This window comes from Streptomyces sp. S6, from assembly GCF_054880855.1.
In genome coordinates, this window is sequence record NZ_JBTYMC010000041.1 from 1 (window position 1) to 17,223 (window position 17,223).

17 protein-coding genes are annotated in these 17,223 nt (G+C 70.9%); 8 read left to right on the forward strand and 9 right to left on the reverse strand.

All coding sequences use genetic code 11. The features are described 5' to 3' along the window. Positions 1–348: 348 nt before the first annotated feature. On the reverse strand, positions 349–1,275 hold the full coding sequence (locus tag ACVNF4_RS08550) for a cyclase family protein (RefSeq protein ID WP_461802089.1): 927 nt from the start codon (positions 1,273–1,275) through the stop codon (positions 349–351). Between the two features lie 85 nt (positions 1,276–1,360). Here ACVNF4_RS08550 and ACVNF4_RS08555 point away from each other — a divergent pair, with 85 nt between their 5' ends. From ACVNF4_RS08555 to ACVNF4_RS08580, 6 genes are all read left to right on the forward strand, one after another. Continuing rightward, positions 1,361–2,272: an SDR family oxidoreductase gene (locus ACVNF4_RS08555; protein ID WP_461802090.1), complete on the forward strand. Its 912-nt coding sequence runs from the start codon at positions 1,361–1,363 to the stop codon at positions 2,270–2,272. Between the two features lie 17 nt (positions 2,273–2,289). Then, on the forward strand, positions 2,290–3,435 hold the full coding sequence (locus ACVNF4_RS08560) for an acyl-CoA dehydrogenase family protein (protein ID WP_461802091.1): 1,146 nt from the start codon (positions 2,290–2,292) through the stop codon (positions 3,433–3,435). Beyond that, the gene (locus ACVNF4_RS08565) at positions 3,432–4,481 is read left to right on the forward strand and encodes a Zn-dependent alcohol dehydrogenase (RefSeq protein ID WP_461802092.1); all 1,050 of its coding nucleotides are present in this window, start codon (positions 3,432–3,434) and stop codon (positions 4,479–4,481) included. Before ACVNF4_RS08560 ends, ACVNF4_RS08565 begins: the two co-directional genes overlap by 4 nt. A 355-nt stretch (positions 4,482–4,836) precedes the next feature. Continuing rightward, the gene (locus ACVNF4_RS08570; RefSeq protein WP_461802093.1) at positions 4,837–5,262 is read left to right on the forward strand and encodes a hypothetical protein; all 426 of its coding nucleotides are present in this window, start codon (positions 4,837–4,839) and stop codon (positions 5,260–5,262) included. A 106-nt stretch (positions 5,263–5,368) separates the two neighbouring features. Then, positions 5,369–5,818 (forward strand): hypothetical protein, encoded by a 450-nt coding sequence (locus tag ACVNF4_RS08575; protein WP_461802094.1) that lies wholly within the window; start codon positions 5,369–5,371, stop codon positions 5,816–5,818. After that, positions 5,815–6,660, forward strand: a complete 846-nt coding sequence (locus tag ACVNF4_RS08580) for a VanZ family protein (RefSeq protein ID WP_461802095.1) — start codon at positions 5,815–5,817, stop codon at positions 6,658–6,660. Before ACVNF4_RS08575 ends, ACVNF4_RS08580 begins: the two co-directional genes overlap by 4 nt. Here ACVNF4_RS08580 and ACVNF4_RS08585 read toward each other — a convergent pair. Next, entirely contained in the window at positions 6,549–7,769 is a 1,221-nt protein-coding gene (locus tag ACVNF4_RS08585; protein ID WP_461802096.1) for a GlxA family transcriptional regulator, read from the reverse strand. The two genes, ACVNF4_RS08580 and ACVNF4_RS08585, sit on opposite strands and share 112 nt — an antisense overlap. A 59-nt stretch (positions 7,770–7,828) precedes the next feature. Here ACVNF4_RS08585 and ACVNF4_RS08590 point away from each other — a divergent pair, with 59 nt between their 5' ends. Then, positions 7,829–9,151, forward strand: a complete 1,323-nt coding sequence (locus ACVNF4_RS08590; RefSeq protein ID WP_461802097.1) for an MFS transporter — start codon at positions 7,829–7,831, stop codon at positions 9,149–9,151. An 82-nt stretch (positions 9,152–9,233) separates the two neighbouring features. Here ACVNF4_RS08590 and ACVNF4_RS08595 read toward each other — a convergent pair whose 3' ends face one another. The 7 genes from ACVNF4_RS08595 to ACVNF4_RS08625 form a co-directional block, all read right to left on the reverse strand. Continuing rightward, a complete protein-coding gene (locus ACVNF4_RS08595; protein ID WP_461802098.1) occupies positions 9,234–9,836 on the reverse strand; it encodes a flavin reductase family protein in 603 nt (200 codons plus the stop codon). A gap of 157 nt (positions 9,837–9,993) precedes the next feature. Then, on the reverse strand, positions 9,994–10,785 hold the full coding sequence (locus ACVNF4_RS08600; protein WP_461802099.1) for an enoyl-CoA hydratase/isomerase family protein: 792 nt from the start codon (positions 10,783–10,785) through the stop codon (positions 9,994–9,996). Continuing rightward, positions 10,776–13,001, reverse strand: a complete 2,226-nt coding sequence (locus tag ACVNF4_RS08605; RefSeq protein WP_461802100.1) for an acetate--CoA ligase family protein — start codon at positions 12,999–13,001, stop codon at positions 10,776–10,778. Before ACVNF4_RS08605 ends, ACVNF4_RS08600 begins: the two co-directional genes overlap by 10 nt. A 181-nt stretch (positions 13,002–13,182) precedes the next feature. Then, positions 13,183–14,043, reverse strand: a complete 861-nt coding sequence (locus ACVNF4_RS08610; protein ID WP_461802101.1) for a GNAT family N-acetyltransferase — start codon at positions 14,041–14,043, stop codon at positions 13,183–13,185. A gap of 18 nt (positions 14,044–14,061) precedes the next feature. Next, positions 14,062–14,682 carry a GNAT family N-acetyltransferase gene (locus ACVNF4_RS08615; RefSeq protein WP_461802102.1) on the reverse strand — a complete coding sequence of 207 codons (621 nt, stop codon included), beginning with the start codon at positions 14,680–14,682 and terminating at the stop codon, positions 14,062–14,064. Between the two features lie 101 nt (positions 14,683–14,783). Further along, complete coding sequence (locus ACVNF4_RS08620) at positions 14,784–15,179, reverse strand: Zn-ribbon domain-containing OB-fold protein (protein WP_461802103.1); 396 nt, start codon at positions 15,177–15,179, stop codon at positions 14,784–14,786. A gap of 20 nt (positions 15,180–15,199) precedes the next feature. Beyond that, the gene (locus ACVNF4_RS08625; protein WP_461802104.1) at positions 15,200–15,646 is read right to left on the reverse strand and encodes a DoxX family membrane protein; all 447 of its coding nucleotides are present in this window, start codon (positions 15,644–15,646) and stop codon (positions 15,200–15,202) included. Positions 15,647–15,871: 225 nt separating this feature from the next. Here ACVNF4_RS08625 and ACVNF4_RS08630 point away from each other — a divergent pair, with 225 nt between their 5' ends. After that, entirely contained in the window at positions 15,872–17,068 is a 1,197-nt protein-coding gene (locus ACVNF4_RS08630; RefSeq protein ID WP_461802105.1) for a flavin-containing monooxygenase, read from the forward strand. Positions 17,069–17,223 lie beyond the last annotated feature (155 nt).

The window sequence follows — 17,223 nt, forward strand, 5'->3', positions numbered from 1 at the left end:
AGGGCGACGGGCTGCCGCGCGCGTGCGCCTCGGTTCGCCCCGTGGGGGCGACGGGTGCGCCCTGGCCGTGCTTCCGTGCGCGCCCGGCGCGGGGTGGGCGTACAACCACAAAACCCGGAGAGGGTGTTGACGCGACGTGTCCGTTTGATCACGCTTGTGGTCAGCGATTCGCCGCGAGGGGACGGCGAGGGCTTCGGTGACGGAAGTCCTCGGCGAGTGTGGGTCGTTGATTCGGCGCCGGTTCTCTCTCGGGGCGAGGGGACGTGGGGCGGGCGCGCCGAGTCCGGACGGCGGTGCGCGGTGCCGAGCTCGGGGCGGGCGCGGCGTGCCGCCGTCCGGAGTGCCGCCTCACAGGACCGCCACCGGCGCCACCGGGGTGCCCGTCGCGCCGACGAACGGCTCGGGCATCGCCGACAGCAGGAACGCGTACCGACCGGTTTCTCCACAGGCTGTGGACAACTCCTCCAGATTCCAGTTCTGCCCCTGGAGCATCCCCATCTCGACGAGGTCGAGCGCGTGCACCGGCAGCCACAGGTCCTCGATCTCCGGCGGGAAGATCTCGAAGGTCAGCGTGTCGTTCGCGACGGCCGCCACGTCCCGCGCGTGGAACCACTCCGGCGTCCGCACCGAAAGCCCCGGCGACGGGTACGCGTACGCGTGCCGGTCCCCGGCGAGATACACCCGCACCTGCCCGGTCCGCACGAGAACGACGTCCCCCGCGCGCACGCGCACACCCCCGAACTCCTCGGCCGCCGCCAGGTCCTCCGGCGTCACCGCGTCCCCGCCCGCCACCCGCTCCACGCCCCGCGCGCGGGCGACGTCCAGCAGCACGCCCCGTGAGACGACGTGCCGGGCGCTCGCGATGTCGCTGAACGCGGCGCCCGCGTGCGCGGTGATCGTGCTCGCCGGGCGCCCGTTGTAGACCCGCCCCGAATGCGAGACGTGTGTCAGCGCGTCCCAGTGCGTGCCGGCCTGGAGCCCCATGGTCACCGCGTCGTCGCTGCACGCCACCGTGCCGGGGCCGAAGATCTCCTGGTTGATCTGCGTCATCGCGTGCAGGGGGTTGACCCGCCCCGGGATCGTCCCGGTCTGCACGCCGTCCTCCTTCAGGGGCAGCGCGAGCGGCACCCGGCGCCCCGTGCGCACCTCGGCGGCGGCCTCCCGGACGACGTCGTCGGTGATCAGGTTGAGCGTGCCGATCTGGTCGTCCGCACCCCAGCGCCCCCAGTTGTTCACGCGCTTCGCGATCTCGTGGAACTCCTCCGGCAGTGCCATCCGGTGCCTCCCCGGGGCTTGTCCTTCACCGTCCGCCGCGCCATAAAATCTAACGGTCCGTCAGAAACCGTGGAAGGGGCGGGTCGTGGGGAACTTCTTGACCGGCAAGGTCGTCGCCGTCACGGGCGCCGGGCGGGGCATCGGACGAGCCGTCGCGCTCGCGGCGGCGGCCGAGGGCGCCCGCGTCGTCGTCAACGACTACGGCGTCGCCGTGGACGGCGCCTCGCCCACGAGCGAGATCGCCGAGAGCGTCGTCAAGGAGATCGTCGCGGCGGGCGGCGAGGCCGTCGCCGTCGCCGACGACATCTCGACGATGGCCGGCGGGCAACGGGTCGTCGATGTCGCCGTGGAGACCTACGGGCGGCTCGACGGGGTCGTCTGCGTCGCCGGGATCCTCCGGGAGCGGATGCTGTTCAACATGACCGAGGAGGAGTGGGACCCGGTCGTCGCGACGCACCTGAAGGGCACGTTCACGGTGTTCCGGGCCGCCTCCGCCGTCATGCGGGGGCAGGGGTCCGGGGCGCTCATCGGGTTCACCAGCGGCAACCACCAGGGGTCCGTCTCCCAGGCCAACTACAGCGCCGCGAAGGGCGGGATCATCTCGCTGGTGCGCAGCGCGGCGCTCGGCCTGCACAAGTACGGGGTGACCGCGAACGCCGTGGCGCCCGTCGCCCGGACGCGGATGTCGGCCGGGGTGCCGATGGAACTCGCGGAGATGGGCGAGCCGGAGGACGTCGCCGCGATGGTGATTTTCCTTTTGTCCGACCGGGCGCGCGACCTGTGGATAACCGGACAGGTCTACACAGTCGCCGGTGCCAAGATTGCGGTGTGGGCGCAGCCGAGGGAAGTGCGGGCGGCATTCTCCGAGGCGGGCTGGACACCGGAGCGGATCGCCGAGGTGCTGCCGGGAAGCGTGGGGACGGAACCGATGCCTCTGCTGGAGAAACTGGAGGAGATGCGGAAAGCGGCGGCCGAGGGAAAACGGCCCAATACGTGAGTGCGTGAGGAGGGGTTGTGGATTTCGATTTCGGTGCCGACGACGAGGAATTCCGTACCGAGGTACGCGCCTGGCTCGCGGCGCGGGTCCCCTCGGCCGGTGACCGGCGCTCCTGGGAGCGCGCGCTGGGAGCCGCCGGCTGGATCGGGATCGGCTGGGGAGAGGAGGGGTACGGCAACCGCGCCGAGCCCCTGATGAGGCAGGTCGTGTGGGCCGAGGAGTACGCGCGCTCGGGCGCCCCCGCGCGGTCGGGGCACATCGGGGAGAACCTCCTCGCACCGACCCTCCTGGCACACGGCACGCCCGAGCAGAAAGCCAGATTCCTGCCCCGGATAGCCTCCGGCGACGAATTGTGGTGCCAGGGCTACAGCGAACCCGGCGCGGGATCCGACCTCGCGGGGATCCGCACGAAAGCGCGCCGGTGCCCCGGCGGATACCGGATCACCGGCCAGAAGATCTGGACGTCCCTCGCGCGGGACGCCGACTGGTGTTTCGTCCTCACCCGCAGCGACCCGGAATCGGCCCGGCACAAAGGGATCACTTTCCTGCTCGTCCCCATGGACCAGCCCGGCCGGATCGATGTACGGCCCATTCGGCAGCTGACCGGGACGAGCGAGTTCAACGAGGTGTTCTTCGACGGGGCGTTCGCCGCAGAGGAACACCTCGTCGGGGCCGAGGGCGACGGCTGGCGGGTCGCGATGAGCCTGCTCGGCTTCGAGCGGGGCGTCTCGACGCTGGCCCAGCAGATCGGGTTCGCCGAGGAGTTGGGACGCGTGCTGGCGGCGGCCGAGGAGTCCGGGGCCGCGCGGGACCCCGTCGTGCGCGAACGGCTCGTGCGAGCCTGGGCCGAACTGCGGGTCATGCGGTGGAACGCGCTGCGGACACTGGGCGGCGCGCAGGAGTCGGGCGCGACCAGCGTGGCGAAGCTGCTGTGGGGCGGCTGGCATCAGCGGCTCGGGGAACTGGCGCTGCTGGTGCGGGGCGGCGAGGCGGCGGCCGGTCCCGGCGCGTGGGCGCCCGGTACGCCGTACGAACTGGACGAGGGACAGCGGAGTTCCCTCTTCTCCCGGGCCGACACGATCTACGGCGGCTCGGACGAGATGCAGCGCACGATCATCGCCGAGCGGGTGCTCGGCCTTCCCAGAGAGCGGGTCGTCCGATGAGAGGTGTGGTGTTCGACGGGGAGCGGGTCGAGGTCGTCTCGGACCTCGACGTACGGGAGCCGGGCCCCGGAGAGGTGCTGGTCGCGATCTGTGCCGCCGGGCTGTGCCACAGCGACCTGTCGGTCGTCGACGGCACGATCCCGTTCCCCGCGCCGGTCGTCCTGGGGCACGAGGGCGCGGGCGTCGTCGAGGCCGTCGGCGCCGGGGTGACGCACGTGGCCCCCGGCGACCACGTCGCCCTCTCCACGCTGGCCAACTGCGGCGCCTGCGCGGAGTGCGACCGGGGCCGGCCGACCATGTGCCGGCACTCCATAGGCCGCCCGAAACGGCCCTTCACGCGCGCGGGCACGCCGGTCCACCAGTTCGCCGCGAACTCGGCGTTCGCCGAACGGACGGTCGTCAAGGCCGTCCAGGCGGTCCGCATCCCGAAGGACGTCCCCCTGACCTCCGCCGCACTCCTGGGCTGCGGCGTGGTGACCGGCGTCGGCGCCGTCCTCAACCGCGCCCGCGTCGACCGGGGCGACACCGTCGTCGTCATCGGCACCGGCGGGATCGGGCTCAACGTCCTCCAGGGCGCACGTATCGCGGGGGCGTTGCGGATCGTCGCGGTGGACGCGAACCCGGCGAAGGAGCAGTCGGCCCGGCTGTTCGGCGCGACCGACTTCCTCACCTCCACGGACACCGTCCGCGACCTCCTGCCCACCGGCGCCGACCACGTCTTCGAATGCGTCGGCCGCATCCCCCTCGTCCGCGCCGCCATCGACCTCCTCGACCGCCACGGCCAGGCGATCCTCCTCGGCACCCCACCCCCCACCGCCGAAGCCTCCTTCCCCGTCACCTCCCTCTTCCTCGACAAATCCATCCTCGGCTGCCGCTACGGCTCCTCCCGCCCCCAGCGCGACATCCCTCTCTACGCCGACCTCTACCTCTCCGGCCGCCTCCTCCTCGACGAACTCGTCACCCAGACCTATCCGGTCGAGGACTTCGAGAAGGCCCGGGAGGACGCGGAGGGGGGGAGGGTGGCTCGGGCGGTGCTGACGTTCTGAGAGGAGGTCCGCTCCATCCGGACGCCGGCTCAAGACAGCTGACCCACACCGGGGTTCGCCTCGCGCACCCCCTTTTTCCTCCTGCTTTGGCTTCCCTTGGTGAACACTTGCACAGTTGCTTAACTGTCGACTATGTTCTGTGCCGCGCGTCCTGACCAGCGCGAACGGGGAAACGGGGCCGGGGGAGGGTCGAAGAATCGGCGTGCCTTCTGTTCCACGCGAAGTCACCCTCCGGGGAGTTCGACTTCTGTCTTCTGCTGAGTTTCTCCTGCGCCGGTCTGTGTGCGCGAAAAGCCCCGCGGCGGTGCAACGCCACGGGGCGGTGGCCTCACTGTCCATCGAGAAGGAGAACAGGGTGAGAACCAATCGCATTCTAGCGAGGACCAGGCCGGCGGCCGCTGTCACGGCGGCGCTCGCGGGCGCGCTGCTGCTCGGCTCGGTCCCGGCGGCCTACGCGGCGACGGCGCCGATCTCCGGAGCGACCGCCTGGGGTCCGTGCTCCTGGTGCACGTCCAACAATGTCCGGTACACCAGCGCCGCCAACAAGCAGGTGCGGGTGAATCTGTCCGAGGCGGGGAAGCTCGGCGTCAAGATGAGGACGAAGAACGTCAACTCGGGAGACACCTCGTCGGCCCGTTACTACCCTCCACTGGACGGCTGGCAGAACATGGGCAAGTACGGCGCGAAGAGCACTCAGTTCCGGCTCCAGTTCACGTGCGTGAATGAGCGCAAGGGCAGCGACAGGCCGGACACCGACTTCTCCGGCAGCCTGGACTACTGACCGGCGGGGAATGCGCGGTGCCGACCGCTGTGCGCCGACGGACGTGTACAGCGGTCGGCCCCGGAAAGGCGCGACTATGGCTTTCTCAGCGAGGCGATCGCTCCTCGTGCTGATCGCGGCGGGATCGCTGACCGCCTGCGGATCCCCCTCCGTCATGAGCGGTCCTGAACTGCTGGGTGAAGCGGAGATTCTGGCAGAGTACGAACGGGAGACCGGTCGGCTGGAACTGGCTCCGGGGGACACCTGGGACCCCGACCCCCGTCAACTGAAGGCGGATTCCCCCGACCCCGACGGACCCATGAAATTCGAGCGGGGCATAGGGGAGCAGACGGCGCAGTTCCAGTGGTACTGCTCGTGGGCCCGGTCGGCACTGACCGGCAAGGGCGCGCAACGCGCCGCCGCGCTCGCCCGACTGGAGGAGTTCCCGACGTTCAGCGTATGGAAGGCCATGGACGACAACGGCCACACCCTCTTCACCGGCATCTCCGAAGAGGTGTCGCGTGACCGGACCGACGCCCTGGAAGAGTACGTCGCTGGCAACTGTGAGCTGCCGTGATCCACACCGTCTGGTCCCTGTCCGGCGAGGGAGTGCTCATACCGCTGTCGGTGTGGGTGCCGGCGTCGGCTGTGGCGGTGTGGCTGACGAGGCACCGCGGTCGGCACCCGGTGCTGCTCTTCGCCGCCTACGTCTCGGTGGGGCTCATCCTCTCCGTGACCCTGTTCAGGGAAGGTGAACTCGCCTTCTCCCCCCGGGGGTTGCTCCACTGGTCGAGCAGTGGATGGCGGCGCGTCTCCTACGACCCGTTCTCCGACACCGAAGTGCTCCTGAACACAGCCCTGTTCGTGCCGGCGGGCCTCGTCTGGACCCTGCTGACCGGCAGGCCGGTCCGGGTACTGGCGGCGCTGAGCGGGCTGTCGTTGCTGATCGAGTGTGTGCAGGCGGTGACAGGGCTGGGAGCCAACGACGTGGCCGACCTGCTGGCGAACAGCGCGGGTGCGGTGCTGGGCGTCGTCGCGGGGAAGGCCGTCCGCCGCCCCCGCAGGCCGAAGCGCGTGATGCTCGCGGCGGTGGCGGGTGCAACTCTCCTCGTGGGCAGCCTGTTTGTCGGAGCGAACCATCGACAGGCCTCCCTGGAGCGGGAGTTGAGCGACCGCTTCACGGGAACCGACCTGGCGACCTACACCACCTGGGAGGCGGACGACCGCCTCTACGACCAGGTCTTCCACGCGGCCTCGGTCCTCGCCGACGGAGCCCGTCACCGGGGTGGCGACGACGTCCAAGTCCGTTACCCGGCCTCGTTCTTCGGCCTGTCGCGCTGCGTCTTCGTGGAGTGGACCCGGGACGGCGCGACGGTCCGGCGCGGCGCGGGAGAGGAGTGCGCGGTTTTCATGGGGTGAACGGCCCTTTCCTCCAACGGCGTCTCCTCCTTTGACAGTTGACTCTCCCCTCCCCGAAACGTCCGCCGATACGTAGACGGCGTGACCCCCAGCGCGGTCTGTAGATGCTGCCGCATCGACTGAGCCGTCCCGAACCCGGCCGCGTGGGCGATGCGGTCGATGGAGAGGTCGGTGGATTCGAGGAGGTGGCGGGCGTGTTCGACGCGTTGGGAGGTGAGCCACTGGCCGGGGCTGACGCCGGACTCCTCGCGGAAGCGGCGGGTGAAGGTGCGGACGGACATCGACTCCTGGGCGGCCATGTCGCGCAGCTGGATCGGCTCGTGGAGGCGGGCCAGCGCCCAGGCGCGGGCGGCGGCGGTGCCGGCCTGGGGCGCGTCGGGGACGGGGCGCTCGATGTACTGCGCCTGACCGCCGTCGCGGTGCGGCGGGACGACGGTCCGGCGGGCGATGTCGTTGGCGACGGCCGCCCCGTGGTCCCGGCGCACGATGTGCAGGCACAGGTCGATCCCGGCGGCGACACCGGCCGAGGTGAGGATGTCGCCGCAGTCGATGAACAGCACGTTCGGATCGACGGTCACCTTCGGGAAGACGCGCTGGAGATGGTCCGCGTCGGCCCAGTGGGTCGTCGCGCGCCGTCCGTCCAGCCGCCCGGCGGCAGCCAGGACGTACACGCCCGTACAGATCGACGCGAGCCGCGTCCCCGGCCCGATCCGGGCGAACGCGGACTCCAGCTCCGGGGTGAGGACACCCTCCTCGAAGACCGGCCCCAGCTCGTACGACGCCGGGACGATCACGGTGTCGGCGTCCTCCAGCGCCTCCGGCCCGTGCTCGACCATGATCGCGAAATCGGCGTCCGTCCACACGGGTCCGGGCGGCCGGACCGAGCAGGTGACGACCTCGTACAGACGCCGGCCCCGCGCGTCCTTGGGCCGGCCGAAGATGCGGTGGGGGATGCCGAGTTCGAAGGGGAGGATGCCGTCGAGGGCGAGGACGACGATGCGGTGGGGGCGGAAACCGGGGGAGTCTCGGTCACCGTTTCGACGCGGGGCTCGTTCGGCGGAACCCCGGCGCGCGCCCTGCCCCCTGTCTCGTTCCCTGTCCCCATTCATGGCCCGATCCTAGCGAACCATGTCCTTCGGGCCAATCGTCGGCGGACAGCGCAGGCGGGATGCTGAGTGACGTGACCCAGACAACCGAAACCCCAGCAGCCGGGAACGCCGGGAGGCGGCAGGCGCCGCGCAAGAGACACCGCGTGCACCGCGCATGGTTCGTGGCCGCCGTCACCTTCGTCACGATCATCGGCGCGGCGGCGTTCCGCTCCCTCCCGGGCCTGCTGATCGACCCCCTGCACGACGAGTTCGGCTGGTCGCGCGGGACGATCGGGGCCGCCGTCTCCCTCAACCTCGCGCTGTACGGGTTGACCGCCCCGTTCGCGGCGGCCCTCATGGACCGCTTCGGCATCCGCCGCGTCGTCGCCGTCGCGCTGACCGTCATAGCGATCGGCTCCGGGCTCACCGTATGGATGACGGCGGCCTGGCAACTGATGCTGTACTGGGGCCTGTTGGTCGGTCTCGGCTCCGGCTCGATGGCGCTGGCGTTCGCCGCGACCGTCACCAACCGCTGGTTCACCGAGCGGCGCGGCCTGGTCAGCGGCATCCTCACCGCCGCGTCCGCCTCCGGCCAGCTGATCTTCCTGCCGGTGCTGTCCTGGATGGTCACCCGCTACGACTGGCGCCCGGCGGCGGTGACCGTCGCCCTCGCCGCCCTCACCGTCGTCCCCTTCGTCTGGCTACTGCTGCGCGACCACCCCGCCGACGTGGGCCTCAAGCCGTACGGCGCACGGGAGTTCGTGGAGAAGCCGTCGCCCGTCACGGGGGCCGCGCGACGCGCCGTCACCGTGCTGTTCAAAGCGGCGCGCACCGGACCGTTCTGGCTGCTCGCGGGCACCTTCGCGATCTGCGGCGCGTCGACCAACGGCCTCATCCAGACCCACTTCGTGCCCGCCGCGCACGACCACGGCATGCCGATCACGGCCGCAGCCTCCCTCCTCGCGGTGATCGGCGTCTTCGACGTCGTCGGCACGATCGCCTCCGGCTGGTTCACCGACCGCTTCGAGGCCCGCCGCCTGCTCGCCGTCTACTACGCCCTGCGCGGCATCTCCCTCCTCTTCCTCCCGATGCTGCTCGCCCCGGCCGTCCGCCCGCCGATGATCTTCTTCATCGTCTTCTACGGCCTCGACTGGGTCGCCACCGTCCCACCCACCCTCGCGCTCTGCCGCGAGCACTACGGCGACGACTCCGCCATCGTCTTCGGCTGGGTCCTCGCCTCCCACCAGGTCGGCGCGGCCCTCGTCGCCTTCCTCGGCGGCCTCGCGCGGGATGTCTTCGGCTCCTACGACGTGGTCTGGTACGCGTCGGGGGCGCTGTGCGCGGCGGCGGCGTTGATGGCGCTGGTGATTCGGCGGCGGCCGGTGGGGGTGGTCGCTGCTTGAGGGCGCGGCTGACGACGATGAAGGCGCCGACGACGGTGAGGTCGCCGTAGCTCGGAGCCGGACCGCTTGCCGAGGGCACCCCCTAGAGGAACCGCCCCCGATGGAACAGCAGCGGCGCCCTCTCCCCGTTCGTCGCCCCCAGCGCTTCCACCCGCCCGACGACGATCAGGTGGTCCCCGCCCGTGTGCACCGCGTGGATCGTGCAGTCCACCCAGGCGAGGGTGCCGGCGAGGCGGGGGGAGCCGGTGACGGGGGCGTCGTCGTACGGCACGTCGGCGAACTTGTCCGTGCCGCTGCGGGCGAAGGCGCGGCACAGGTCGGACTGGTCCTCGGCGAGGACGTTCACGCAGAAGACACCCGCGCGGGCGATGCGGGGCCAGGTCGTGGACGTCCGGGCGACCATGAAGACGATGAGGGGCGGATCGAGGGACAGGGACGAGAACGACTGACAGGCGAACCCGGCGGGGGACGCTCCTTCCGTGAGGGCCGGTGACGTGACAACGGTCACCCCGCTCGCGAAGTTCCCGAGCGTCTGACGGAAGACCGCCTGATTGACCGGCACGCACTCGTCGTCCCGTACGCACCGCAGCTCCGGGCGCGGTCCCGGCGGCTCCACGGCCGCCCCGCCGCCCGGCAGGGCCCTCAGATAGCGGACTGCGGCAGCCGCAGCGCCTGCGTGTCCCATCACCTCTTCATTAAAGCTGACGGTATGTCAGATGGGAAGCGGGACGACGGACACGCCCGAGTTGTTCGTGCCGTTCGGGGACCCTGACGCGGCGGACGTGCGCATCCTGAGGCGGGCCTGAACGTCGCCGTCGGCGCTCGACCCTCGGGGTCGGGCCTCACCGCCCCCGGAACTCCGGACTCCGCCGCTCCACGAACGCCCGCAACCCGTCCCGCGCGTCCTGCGTCGTCATGTTGATCTCCTGAGCCGCGGCCTCGGCGGCGAACGCGGTGGCCCGGTCGGAGTCGAGGGACGTGTTGAGGAGCTGCTTGGTGAGGGCGAGGGACCGGGTGGGAGCGGCGGCCAGCCGACTGGCCCATTCCTGCGCGGACTTGGCCAACTCCCCATCAGGGACGACCTTGTTGACCAGCCCCATCCGCTCAGCCTCCGGCGCCGGCAGCGAATCCCCGAAGAACATCAGCTCCTTGGCGCGGTGCACCCCGATCAGCCGGGGCAGCAGATAGGCGCCCCCACCGTCCGGCACGAGCCCCCTCCGCACGAACACCTCGATGAACCGGGCCGATTCGGCGGCGAGCACCAGATCGCAGGCGAACGCGAGATGCGCCCCCAGCCCGGCGGCCGTCCCGTTCACCGCCGCGATCACCGGCTTCTCACAGTCCAGCACGGCCCCGATCAGCCGCTGAGCACCCACCCGGAGCGTGCGGGCCACGTCCCCCGGCAACACCTCCTTCACCGCCCCGCCCCGCAGATCCGCCCCGGCGCAGAAACCCCGCCCGGTACCGGTGAGCACGACGACACGGACGCCGGGGTCGGCCGACGCCGCTTCCAACAGCCCGATGATCTCGTCGCGTTGGGCAGGGGTGAGGGCGTTGAGGGCCTCGGGCCGGTTGAGGGTGATCCGGGTGATGCCGTGCTCGTCGGTCGTGCGGACAAGGTCACTCACCGGCACACCGCCAACGCGTCCAACGCCACCGCGCCCTGCCCCCGAGGCAGCACGATCAACGGGTTGATGTCCAACTCGGCGATGTCGTCCACGAGTTCGAGCGCCATCCGCTGCACCCGCAGCACGACCTCCACCAACGCGTCCAGATCCGCCGGCGGACGCCCCCGCACCCCGTCCAGCAACGCCCGCCCCCGCAGATCCGTCAGCATGTCCCGCGCCTGCGCCTCCCCGAAGGGCGGTACGCGGACGGCGGTGTCGTGCAGGACCTCGACCAGGACCCCGCCGAGCCCGACGGTGACGGTCGGCCCGAAGAGCGCGTCGTGCGTGAGGCCGACGACCATCTCCACGCCCTGCTCGACCATCTGGCAGACCAGAATGCCGTCCAGCGTGGCGTTCTCGTACCGGGCGATGTCGGTCAACTCGCGGTAGGCGTCCCGTACTTGACTGGCCGAGGTGAGCCCGATCTTCACCAGGCCGAGTTCCGTCTTGTGGGCGATGTCCGCGCCGGACGCCTTCATCACGACCGGGTAGCCGACGAGGCTCGCCGCGCGCACGGCCCCCGCCGCGCTGGTCACCAACTGCTCGCGGGGCACCCGGATCCCGTACGCGCGCAGCAGCTGCTTGGCCGCGTGCTCGCTCAACTGCTGGCCGGGGCGCATCAGTTCGCGGGCCTTGCGGAAGGAGGGCGAGGGGGTGCGGGGTGCCTGGTCGAAGGGGGAGCGGTAGTCGCGGGTGAACCGGTGGTGGTCGAGGTAGGCCTTCACGGCCTTCAGGCAGTTGGGGACCGTGCGGAACGTCGCGACCCTCCGCGACCCCAACAGCACCTCACGGTAGGCCGGTTCGGTCCCGACCGGCGATCCCCACACCACGCACACCAGCTTGTCCGTCTCCTCGGCCGCCGCCACCAGATCCTGGACGAGACGGTCGCTGAGCGGCGGGAACGGCCCGGTGATCGGGCAGACCAGCACCCCGACGGACGGGTCGGCGAGGATCGCGTCGATGATCTTCCGGCCCCGGTGGTCGCCCACCGGATGCCCCCCGTTGTCGACCGGGTTCGCGACGCTGAGGAACTCCGGTATCCACTGGTGGAGTTCGGCCTGCTTGGCGGCGGACAGAGTCGGCAGCCGCAGCCCGGCCGCCGTCGCGAGGTCGGCAGCGTGCGCGCCGGTCCCGCCGGAGATCGCGTAGACGGCGACCCCCTCCGCGACGGGCGGCTTCGCGCGGGCCAACAGTGTTGCCGTGTCCTGGAGTTCGTCGAGCGCGTCGACGCGGATCACGCCGTACTGGCGCATCGCCGCGTCCACCACGTCGTCCGCGCCGGTGAGTTTGCCGGTGTGGGAGGCCGCCGTGCGGGCGCCGGTCTCGGTGCGGCCGACCTTCACCGCGACGACGGGCACCTTGCGGCGGGCGGCCCGGTCGGCGGCGAGCAGGAACGCGCGGCCGTCCTTGAGCCCCTCGACGTAGCAGGCGATGGCGCCGGTCTCGGGCCGCTCGGCGAAGTACGAGATGAAGTCGGCGGTTTCGAGGTCGGCCTCGTTCCCGGTGGGTGCCCAGTGGGAGAGCCGGACGCCCAACTCCTGGAGGGAGAACACCGGTCGGCCCTGGTGCCCGGACTGGGTGACGAGCGCGATCGCCGGTCCGTCGAGGTCGTCGCGGAACTCCTCGAACGCGTTCAGGTTGGTGTTCGGGCCGAGCAGCCTGAGCCCCGCGCGTTCGACGGCCGCCGTCAGCCTCGCCTGCGCGGCGGCGCCCTCCTCGCCGGTCTCGGCGAATCCGGACGCGAAGGCGACCGCGAACTTCACCTTGGTCTCAGCCAGTTGCTCGATCACCGGGAGCGGGTCGGACACCAACAGCACGGCCACGTCCACCTGTTCGGGCAGTTCGGCGACCGACGCGAGGCACGGGATGCCGAAGACGGCGGGACGGGTGGGGTGCACCGGGTGCAGCCGGGCCCCCACCCGCTTCGACCAGGCCAGCAACTGCCTGGTGATCCCGGTGTTCGGCCGCCCCTCGGTGTCGGAGGCGCCGACGACCGCGACCGACTCGGGCCGGAAGAACCGCTCCAGATCGGGCACGTCCGCGTACAACGGCCGTCCGCTGACGTCCATGCCGTCCACATCGGCCGGCCTGCCGTGCACCGCCGGGCCGGGCTGTTCGCCGCACGCGATGACCCGGGCCCGGCGGGAGTCGGTGGTGAGGGTGCCGTGGGTTGATCCAAGCATCGGTCCGCCCGTCTCCTGTCTGAGACCGAGTCCGCCGGGTAGCTGAGCACGGACAAGGTCTGACTTAGCTGACGCACTGTCAGATTACAGAACTGATGGTGTGTCAGGAATGGGGGTGCGGTGAAAGGTTGGCGGGACCTGGGCGGGACCTGGGCGGGACCACGGAGTTGGATAGGTCCGGTCAGTCCTGGAACTCGTACACGGTGAAGTCCTCGACCGGCCGGTAACCGATCCGCTGGTACAGCGCGTTGCTCGTCGGGTTCGCCAAGTCCGTGAAGAGCAGCACCTCTTCGGCACCCGCCGCACGAGCCCGACGACTCGCCTCGGCTGTGACGGCACCCGTGTAACCCCGGGCGCGGTGCTCGGGAGGGGTGTAGACCGTGACGATCCGGACCTGGCCCGCGATCGGGTCGGTGGCGCTCGCCATCGAGACCGGGGTGCCGTCCTCGGTCTCCCAGAGCGTGAAGGAGCCGGCGGCGATGCGGGCGGTCAGGAGGGAGTCGGCGATGGGGTGGGGGAGGCCGACATCTGCCGTGAAGTCGTCGTTCCACGCTCGCAGCAGAGCGTGATCGGTGGGGTTGGCGACCCGGGAACGACCCGGCGGAACCGGGCCAGGCTGCGTCAACTCCCCGAGTCGGTAGAGGCGTTCACGCCGGGACACGGTTGCGGTGGCGTTCGTCGCACGCCTCCACGACGACACGAACTCCTCAGCCGTCCCCGCTTCCGAGGTGACCCCGGTCAACGGGTGCCGGTGGGCGAGGAGGGCCTCGACGAGGGACTCGGTCCGGTCCGGGGTGAGTCCGGTGACGTTCAGCGGGAAGGGAGGGGTGTGGAAGAAGGCTGCCGCCACCCGGCCGTCGGCGTCGGTCAAGGTGCCGAAGAGGGGCGGCAGTTCGCCGTACAGTGCGGTGCCCCGGCTGCGCAGGTTCTCGGTCACGGTGAGCGGGACCGTGTGGTGGACCGGCCTGGAGTGCAGGAACGGGCCTGCCGCCGCCAGGAATTCGGTCAGGTCGGTGGTCAACTGCCACTGTTCGTCGGTCATTCGGACTCCCCGTTCGGTTCAGGATCGGTTCGGTTCAGGATCGGTGGACAGGCGGGCATGCAGGTGCATGTCCCGGAAGGCGTCGTGGCGGCCCGCCGCGAACGTGGCGTCGCGCAGGGTCCCCTCGTAGCGGAAACCGCAGCGCTCGGCGACACGACAGGAGACGTCGTGCCCGTCCGCGTGGTCCAACTCCAGCCGGCGCAGCCCGAACTCACCGAGCGCCCAGCGGCTGACGACGGTGAGGGCACCGGTGGCGACACCCCGCCCCCGCGCCTCGGGCAGCACCCAGTACCCCACGCGCGCGGACCGCATGACCCGGTTCACGGCGTTGAGCCCGACCTGCCCCAGCGTCTCGCCCGTCCCGGCGTCGGTGACACGGAACGGCATCCCGGCGCCCTGCGCGGCGGCCTCGACCTTCGACCGCAGGTGCGCGCGTGCCGTGTCGAGATCCGTGATCGGCATCAGCGGGGTGTTCCACCGCCGGAACTCGTCGTCCGACTGCCCGCGCAGCCAGGCGTCCACGTCGGCCTGGGAGTCGGGGTCCCAGGAGCGCAGGGTGAGGCCGTGGCCGTGCAGGAGGGGGGCGTCCGTCGTGGGTGGTACGGGGTCTACGGGTAGGGCGTTGTCGGCTGGGGGCATGCGGTCATTGAATCCGGGTCCTTCCGGAGAGGCACCCCATTTGATCTACGCCTCGCGGGGTACCTCTCGGGAGGCAGCCCCCGAGAGGTACGGGCGATCCCCTACGTGCCGTGCGGCCCGAACACCGGCACACCCTCCCGGAACACCACCGCCAGCTCCATCCCGGGACGCAGCTCCGCAGCGGTGCACCCCACGACCTCCGTCATCACCCGAGGCCCCTCCTCCAGCTCCACGACCGCCGCGACATAGGGCACCCGTCCCCGGAACGGCGGCAGATCGTTGCGGTGGACCGTCGACCACGTGTAGAGGCTCGCCCGTCCGCTCGCCTCCTCCCAGGTGACGTCCTCGCTCCAGCAGTGGGGGCAGAACTCGCGGGGGTAGTGGTGGGGGCGCCCGCAGGCGGTGCAGCGCCGGATCAGGAGCCGTCCCTGCGCGGCGGCCTCCCAGTAGGGGCGGGTGAAGGCGTCGGTCTCAGGTATGTCGTACCTCTGAGGCACTCCGGAAGTCTCGCCCACCGTCAGAACCACCCCAGCGCGCTGTCCACCGACCAGCTCTGCCACGACATCCCGAACAGCCCGACCACCGACATCAGCCCCATCATCGAGTTCTGCCCCTGCTCGGCCCAGTCGTGGATCATGAGGACGAAGTAGAGGGCGTTCAGCAGCAGCCCGCCGACCAGGGCGACCGGGGTGAGGACACCGAGGATCAGCCCGAGCCCGAGGGCGAGTTCGGCGTACGCGACGACGTACGCCATGAGGCGCGGCCGGGGTGTGACGGTCGCCGCGAACCCGCTGCGGACGGCTCTCCAGCGGTGCTTCGCGGCGATGTCCGCCGCCCAGCGGATGCCGCCGCCCTGGAACCACGTCTTCTTGTCCTTGTGCCGCCAGCTCTCCAGCCACCACAGCCCGAGGCCGATCCGCAGCACCGCCAGCCACTGGGCGCCGTCGAGCCAGATCGTTTCCATGGGGCTCCCTGCGAGGTAGGCCGAACGGGGCCGTGAATCTGACGGTACGTCAGTTCTAGGGGTGGCCCTGAAGTTTGACAAGGGGGTGGTCGGCACCTCCCGTCGTGTGGCGCCGGTCACCCCTGGCGCTCCCGTTGCACTTCTCTTTACATCCGTGATCAATCCGCAACCAATTCCGGTCTTGACCGATACCCATCAACCCGCCGCGTGATTACGCTCGCGGCTATGGCACAGCCCCACGAATCCACAGCGCCGAGACAGTCCCGGCACACCGCCCCCACCCCGGCCGACCGCCCCGTCTACATCATCGGAGCCGGACCGGGCGGACTCGCCGCGGCGTACGCGCTGAAGGAGAAGGGGATCAGGGCGGTCGTGCTGGAGAAGTCCGACCGGATCGGGGACTCCTGGCGCCGCCATTACGACCGTCTGCATCTGCACACGACCCGGCGGCTCTCCGCGCTGCCGGGGCTGCCGATGCCGCGCAGGTTCGGCCGCTGGGTGGCCCGCGCGGACGTCGTCCGCTACCTGGAGAAGTACGTCGAGCACCACGAACTCGACATCGTCACGGGCGTCGAGGTCTCCGGTGTCGAGCGCGCCCCCGACGGTGGCGGCTGGCTCCTGAGGGCTACGGGTGGACGCGAGCTGACCGGTTCGGCGGTGATCGTCGCGACCGGCTACAACCACACCCCGTACCTCCCGGGATGGACAGGACGTGAGAGCTACGCCGGCCCGCTGACCCATGCCGTCGAGTACCGCAACGGCGCCCGGTACAAGGGCAAGGACGTCCTCGTCGTCGGCGTCGGCAACACGGGCGCCGAGATAGCCGTCGACCTGGTGGAGAACGGCACGGCCCGGGTGCTGCTCGCGGTGCGGACGGTGCCGCACATCGTGCGCCGCTCCACGGCGGGCTGGGCGGCGCAGTACACGGGGATCCTCGTCCGCCGGCTGCCCGCCGCCGTCGTGGACCGACTCGCCCGCCCCATGGCCAGGTTGAGCATCCCCGACCTCTCCGAGCACGGGCTGCCCCGGCCCGGCACCGGGCTCTACAGCCGGGCCAAGCAGGGCGCGATCCCCGTGCAGGACGTCGGGCTGATCAGTGCGATCCGCAAGGGGAAGGTCGAGGTCGTGGGGGCCGTGGAGGGGTTCGAGGAGGGGGAGGTGCTGCTCGCCGGCGGGCAGCGGGTGCGGGTCGACGCCGTCATCGCCGCAACCGGTTACTCCCGTGCGCTGGAAGGGCTCGTCGGACCGCTCGACGTGCTCGCCGAGGACGGCCGTCCGGTGGTGAACGGGGCGCGGTCGCCGAAGAACGCGGCCGGGCTGTACTTCACCGGGTTCGTCACACCGATCAGCGGGACGTTCCGTGAGGTGGGGCTGGACGCGGAGCGGATCGCCAAGCGGATCGCCCGTGACCTGAAGGCGTAGACGGCCTCAACTCATCGCAGTAGTACGGCTGTTGTGCAAGTGACGGATGTGGCGGCCGTTACGGTGTCCGGCCTCTGTCGGCCGTCGTCCCCGGTCACCACAATGTGCGGGCAGAACGTGAGCACTGTTCATCTTCTCTGCGCCGCCCCCGGAGG

What these genes read in the sequence shown, in the direction of transcription:
- ACVNF4_RS08550 (WP_461802089.1), bottom strand. Translation starts at nt 1,275, where the DNA reads ATGGCACTGCCGGAGGAGTTCCACGAGATCGCGAAGCGCGTGAACAAC.
- ACVNF4_RS08565 (WP_461802092.1), top strand. Translation starts at nt 3,432, where the DNA reads ATGAGAGGTGTGGTGTTCGACGGGGAGCGGGTCGAGGTCGTCTCGGAC.
- ACVNF4_RS08585 (WP_461802096.1), bottom strand. Translation starts at nt 7,769, where the DNA reads ATGAATGGGGACAGGGAACGAGACAGGGGGCAGGGCGCGCGCCGGGGT.
- ACVNF4_RS08590 (WP_461802097.1), top strand. Translation starts at nt 7,829, where the DNA reads ATGCTGAGTGACGTGACCCAGACAACCGAAACCCCAGCAGCCGGGAAC.
- ACVNF4_RS08595 (WP_461802098.1), bottom strand. Translation starts at nt 9,836, where the DNA reads ATGGGACACGCAGGCGCTGCGGCTGCCGCAGTCCGCTATCTGAGGGCC.
- ACVNF4_RS08605 (WP_461802100.1), bottom strand. Translation starts at nt 13,001, where the DNA reads ATGCTTGGATCAACCCACGGCACCCTCACCACCGACTCCCGCCGGGCC.
- ACVNF4_RS08610 (WP_461802101.1), bottom strand. Translation starts at nt 14,043, where the DNA reads ATGACCGACGAACAGTGGCAGTTGACCACCGACCTGACCGAATTCCTG.
- ACVNF4_RS08615 (WP_461802102.1), bottom strand. Translation starts at nt 14,682, where the DNA reads ATGCCCCCAGCCGACAACGCCCTACCCGTAGACCCCGTACCACCCACG.
- ACVNF4_RS08625 (WP_461802104.1), bottom strand. Translation starts at nt 15,646, where the DNA reads ATGGAAACGATCTGGCTCGACGGCGCCCAGTGGCTGGCGGTGCTGCGG.
- ACVNF4_RS08630 (WP_461802105.1), top strand. Translation starts at nt 15,872, where the DNA reads ATGGCACAGCCCCACGAATCCACAGCGCCGAGACAGTCCCGGCACACC.